The 5,543-nt window shown below is 44.9% G+C and carries 4 protein-coding genes and 1 pseudogene; 2 read left to right on the forward strand and 3 right to left on the reverse strand.

What is annotated here, in order from left to right; all coding sequences use genetic code 11:
- The 3 genes from ACWVCM_RS11990 to moaB form a co-directional block, all read right to left on the reverse strand.
- A partial coding sequence (locus ACWVCM_RS11990; protein WP_455201990.1) for a diguanylate cyclase domain-containing protein occupies window positions 1–1,930 on the reverse strand: 1,930 nt, incomplete at its 3' end.
- A 242-nt stretch (window positions 1,931–2,172) separates the two neighbouring features.
- Window positions 2,173–2,655, reverse strand: coding sequence for a type IV pilin protein (locus ACWVCM_RS11995; RefSeq protein ID WP_455201991.1), 483 nt, complete (start codon window positions 2,653–2,655; stop codon window positions 2,173–2,175).
- Between the two features lie 145 nt (window positions 2,656–2,800).
- On the reverse strand, window positions 2,801–3,322 hold the full coding sequence (gene moaB / locus ACWVCM_RS12000) for a molybdenum cofactor biosynthesis protein B (RefSeq protein WP_455201992.1): 522 nt from the start codon (window positions 3,320–3,322) through the stop codon (window positions 2,801–2,803).
- Between the two features lie 142 nt (window positions 3,323–3,464).
- On the opposite strand from moaB, the gene recJ reads away from it, so the two are divergent.
- Together recJ and ACWVCM_RS12010 are read left to right on the forward strand one after the other, a co-directional pair.
- Window positions 3,465–5,228: a single-stranded-DNA-specific exonuclease RecJ gene (gene recJ / locus ACWVCM_RS12005; protein WP_455201993.1), complete on the forward strand. Its 1,764-nt coding sequence runs from the start codon at window positions 3,465–3,467 to the stop codon at window positions 5,226–5,228.
- A 99-nt stretch (window positions 5,229–5,327) separates the two neighbouring features.
- Window positions 5,328–5,543: pseudogene (locus ACWVCM_RS12010) on the forward strand (PCRF domain-containing protein); the annotation flags it as partial.

Here is a 5,543-nt window from a genome sequence, read left to right on the forward strand (position 1 = left end):
CAATACTGGCCGATACCCCAACTTCATGGTTGTGAATTACAAATGGATACTTGATGGCATTGAGGATACTTTCCGCGGTGGACGTGATCATTGAAGTAGAGTTTTTACTGTAACCAATATCGGAAAGGATAATGACAAATTCATCGCCACTGAGGCGGCCCAATGTATCTGTGTCACTGGTGACACTGCTGAGCCGTGCCGCGACCTCTATTAACAGTTGATCGCCAGCCGTGTGACCCAGCGAATCGTTAATGGCTTTAAATCGATCGATATCGACCAGTAAAGTAGCAATCTGGTTACCATCGCGTCGTGCGCGTTGTACGGCCTGTTCCAGACGGTCGTGTAACAAAGTGCGATTTGGCAATTTAGTCAGGGTGTCAAAATTCGCCTGTTCATAAATTTTTTCTTCCTTGCTGGCGTTTGACAGGGCGACTGCAATACGGTCGACCATTTCCCGGCCCTGTTCCAGGTCTTCGCTATAGGGTTTTTGAGTTTTTTTGAAGCCTAATGTGATAATTGAGTGCAGGTGATCGCTGATAATAATTGGATAAACAACCAGTGAACGTACACCTTTAGTGACAATTTCTTTAGCATATTTGGGCGCATGCTGTGTAGACTTGATCGTTAAAAATTTTGGATGGGCCAGCAATAGTTGGGCGTCCCCATCATCGATGTTGTGTGAATTTTTTAATATTGTTTCATTGAGGTTGTTCGAGGAAGCTGATGGATCGGCAGTGATCGTTTCTTTCTCCAGAATCGATAGTAAAACGAAATCACATGGCACAATATCCTTTATGCGTCTTAGTACCGTATCCACTACATAGTCTTTATTGGACGCAGAAAGAATTATGCGATCTATCTCCGCCATGGTCGCTAAACTTTTAAATTGTTTATCCAGACGGATTGCCATATTGTTAAATGAATCGGCCAGTTCCTCAAATTCATCGTTGCTTGTGATTTCTACTTTTGACGTGAAATCACCAGTAGCAACCTGTTTGGTTGCTTTCTGCAACAATTCGAGTGGTGTCAGGTTGCGACGAAGCTGGCTGGTGGTTAGAAGAATGACAAGCAAAAAAGCTAACAACACAACTATTGGGTAAATGCTTTTAATGCTTTCGATTGATGCCTGGTTTTCCAGTTTGGGTTTACTGAGCACCACCAGCCAGGGATTAGTCGCAAATTTTCCCTCCAGAAAAATGGTCCAGTAGTACGCTATAAAGTCGGTATTGTTTTCCTGCCAGTTAAAAATGGCCGAAGACTCATTATTTTCAGAAAGCGCATGTTTTAAAGCGTCAATCTTTATGTTGCTGGCGGAGCAGTGCAGAGTTTCATAGTGCTCGGTGGTTATACAGGCAAATGCCGGGTTATGGATAATGCTTTCAACATCCCATAATAAGTTCTGATTAATCTCAGCAATCATTAAGCTGGGATTGTCAGCAGCAATATCCAGCGATATGACCATTAATAACTTCTTTTGAAAGGTTGAGTAATCACTGAATATCAGGACTGGATTTCCGTTCTGAAGATGAACCAACTGACTGGCGGACAATATGGGAAATTCATCAATGCCACTATAGAGTGGTATATATTTTTTATCTCGTGATTTGATAACAATAGCAGAAAAATTATTTCTGGATTTTCTGTCGATAGCAAACTGTTCGACAGGTTTGTTTGCGTTAATGTGCTCCTTGTAGCGTATCGTTATGTTAGCGAGTTCTCTGTGTAAATTGTCCAACCGTTCGATGATGGTGTAACCCACCGATTTGGAAACCTGATGTAGATGTTGGCGAGATTGTTCCAGCAGTTTCTTGGAAAAATTGCTATAGCTTAGATAACCCAGGGTGACAATGGGTATAAGTGATGAAAATAGAAAAAGGATAAAAAGTCGCCTGGCAACACGGCTCTGAAAAAGTGAATAGCTGAACTTCATCGCAATACCAGGACGGCTCCAGATTATTAATGTATTTCCAGTGACTCTTGAGTCTTGCCAAGCTGTATATTAATACTCCATCCAAATCGCTTGATAAAAATTATTTATTGAATGGTAGTTGGTGTTTGGTATAACTGAATAACGGCGCCTCAGATTGTTATCTTTAGCCATAATGTGGGCAATATAGTCTGTAAACTGAGGTTAAAAATAGCCGCCTGGCGAATTACTAAGGTCGGCAATACCTAGTAATCAGCAACCAGGCCAATAAAAGATCCATTGTTGCAGCGCACGATATCATCGTTAGAATTTTTGGCCGTGAAGGGAAGGCTGGTTAGTCCATCTTTACCTGCGCTGTAGAGATCGTAGTCGGAGTTTACCGGGGTCAAATTTTTATCCTTTCGTACGCTGCCCTTGTTTTTGACGGTGCTGATATTGGTGTAGTAATAATTATTACCCCAGGGATCTCTACGAATATTCTCGCCAATTTCCGCCAGGTTGTTGGGAAAGCGATTGTTGGTAACGTAAAACCGGTCAATGATGACCTGGATTTCTAAAACATCTGCTTTTGCCTGTGCAATGTTTTTGTTGTCCAGGTAATTTTCGTATGCCGGAATGGCGATTGAAATGAGTATCGCCAATATAGCAATGACAATTAATAATTCGAGCAAGGAAAAACCGGTCTGCCTGGTTTTTTGCTGGGGATAAAAAAAATCTGCGAATAACATTTTGCTTTCGTGTGGCTGGTAACAAAATTTACCCTTTAAATTATCGGCTAGTCAGGCTAGAAATTGAGTGGTTTTGTTTATATAAGTCTTTGTAATTGCAGTGAAAGAATATTAGTAGTCTCCTGCAAAGCCAGGATATCGATCATTATTGTTCTGTAAGTCGTGGAATTAACATGGCCAGGTTGCATGGGGCGGTGCGGTGATCTAATTGATCCTGAATGACTTTATCCCAGCCAGTAGCGCAGGCGCCGGATGAGCCCGGCAAACAAAATATATACGTGGCATTGGCGACACCTGCCAAAGCACGTGATTGCAGCGACGATGTTTTGATTTCGTCGTAGGAAATCATTCGAAAGATTTCGCCGAAGCCTTCGATTTCCTTATCCAGCAATGGTTGTATGGCCTCTGGTGTGCCATCGCGACCGGTTACCCCCGTACCCCCTGTTGTAACGATTGCATCGACATCGGGCTGTGCTATCCAGAGCGAGACCGTTGCGCGAATTTGATAGATATCGTCGCGAACGATCGATTTTTCCACTAACTTGTGTCCCGATTTGATTGCACGATCCACGAGTAATTGACCCGAACGATCATTCTCCTCAGTGCGTGAATCAGAAACGGTTAATACTGCGATGTTTAGGGGAATAAATTCACGTGTGCCTGACATATCTTATCCTTGATAGCGTGTTGAGGTCTCTTAATTGGCTGAGAACAGTGTTATTCTTAATGCTCAATTTTACTGTAAATGTTGATCTGGTAATACCCATTATTTGATTTCACAATTTCTATAACGTACGCACTTTATTTATATGGCTCTAAAAATAAAAAGAGTTTCGCCGCAAAAAGAGAGCGCATTGTTGCTTCCGGGCCTGAATCCCATATTAAACCGGATTTACCTGAATCGAGGAATTACTTCAGCGAATCAGCTGAAACAAACACTGGATTGCCTGCTAGGTTTTTCGCTGCTTAAAGGTGTGCAGGAAGCCGTGGAATTGCTTGAGCAAAGTATTCGAGCGCAGCAAAACCTGCTTATTGTGGGTGACTTTGACGCTGATGGTGCTACCAGCACCACGGTTGCCGTACGCGCTTTAAAGAAACTTGGTGCCACAAAGGTGAGCTACCTGGTGCCCAACCGGTTTGAGTATGGTTATGGTTTGACACCGGAGATTGTAGAGTGCGCCAGAAAGTATCAACCCGATGTGATCATTACTGTTGATAATGGTATTTCCAGTGTTCAGGGAGTTGAGGCAGCCAGGAAGTCAGGGATCAAGGTCGTCATTACAGACCATCATTTAGCCGGCCATGAATTACCCGATGCTGATGCCATCGTTAATCCCAATCAGCCCAATGACGAATTTCCCAGCAAGGCGATAGCCGGTGTTGGTGTCATTTTTTATGTCATGTTGGCCTTAAGAGCGCAGCTACGTAAGACGAACTGGTTTGAAGAAAACAGCATCGTAGAGCCAAACCTTGCGGAACTACTGGATCTGGTTGCATTGGGTACGGTCGCCGACGTAGTGCCTTTGGATCAAAATAACCGCATTATGGTTGCCCAGGGGCTGGCGCGTATTAAATCGGGCCATTGTTGTGCGGGTATTAAGGCATTGGCGCAAATTGCGGGCAGGCAACTTTATCGGCTGGGCGCCCAGGACCTGGCGTTTGCCGTGGGTCCGAGATTAAATGCCGCCGGGCGGTTGGATGACATGTCTGTGGGCATTGAGTGTTTGCTGAGCGACGATGATGAAACAGCGCTCGCATTTGCGAAACAGTTAAATCAGCTCAACGAAGAACGTAAAGCCATTGAGCAGGACATGAAAATGCAGGCCATGGATGTACTGCAGGAGATCAATGGCACGGAATTACCCACCGGTATTTGTGTTTACGAAGCAAACTGGCATCAGGGTGTGATCGGTATTCTGGCGTCGCGCATAAAGGAAAAGTTTCATCGCCCGGTGATTGCGTTTGCTGATGCGGGTAATGATAGCAATACTAATGAAGCCATTATAAAAGGGTCTGCCCGGTCCATTCCCGGCGTGCATATACGTGATGTACTGGATGCAATTGCAACACTACATCCAGGCTTGCTTTCCAAGTTTGGCGGACATGCAATGGCCGCCGGATTAACCCTGGAGAAAAAACATTTCGAGCAATTTGCTGCCGCATTCGATAAAGAAGTTTGTCAGCACGTAGATGCCGATGACCTGCACCATATTATTCATAGCGATGGTGAGTTAGCGCCGTCTGATCTTGATTTACCGTTAGCACAGCTGCTGGAATCCGGTGGACCGTGGGGGCAACATTTTCCGGAACCACAGTTTGACGGGCGCTTTGATATTGTTCAGCGGCGCATAGTAGGAGAACGGCACCTGAAGTTGGTACTAAAAATTACGGGATCGGATCAGCTTATCGACGCTATTGCATTTAACACGGTGGACGATGCCTGGCCTGAAGATATACAGTCCGTTGACATCGCCTACAAACTCGCAGTAAACGAGTACCGCGGCGTGCTCAGTCCCCAGTTGATCGTGGATTATATTGAGCCTGTCCGAACCCGAGAACCTGCGCCTTTCTGATTATTTCGTGTTTATCAATTGGTTTTGCAGGGCGGGCTAGCGATGTACTGGCCGCTTGATGTATTATTTGCACCTTTGCCGACAGGTGTAGTAGCCCACATGATAGAGACAGGATTAATTTCAGCACGAATCAAAGATCTTCAAGGCAGAGCAGAGGCCTTGAGGGGGTATCTTTGACTATGATGCGAAACAGGAACGTCTGGTAGAAGTTGCGCGTGAACTGGAACAGCCGGATGTATGGAACGATCCGGAACGTGCACAGGCCCTGGGAAAGGAGAGGTCCCAACTGGAACAGGTCGTCGAAGTACTATCCGG

The sequence above is a fragment of the Kaarinaea lacus genome (assembly GCF_975902315.1).

Bases quoted from the DNA above. Each gene is read 5' to 3' on its own strand.
- ACWVCM_RS11995 (WP_455201991.1), bottom strand. From the start codon at position 2,655: ATGTTATTCGCAGATTTTTTTTATCCCCAGCAAAAAACCAGGCAGACC.
- moaB (WP_455201992.1), bottom strand. From the start codon at position 3,322: ATGTCAGGCACACGTGAATTTATTCCCCTAAACATCGCAGTATTAACC.
- recJ (WP_455201993.1), top strand. From the start codon at position 3,465: ATGGCTCTAAAAATAAAAAGAGTTTCGCCGCAAAAAGAGAGCGCATTG.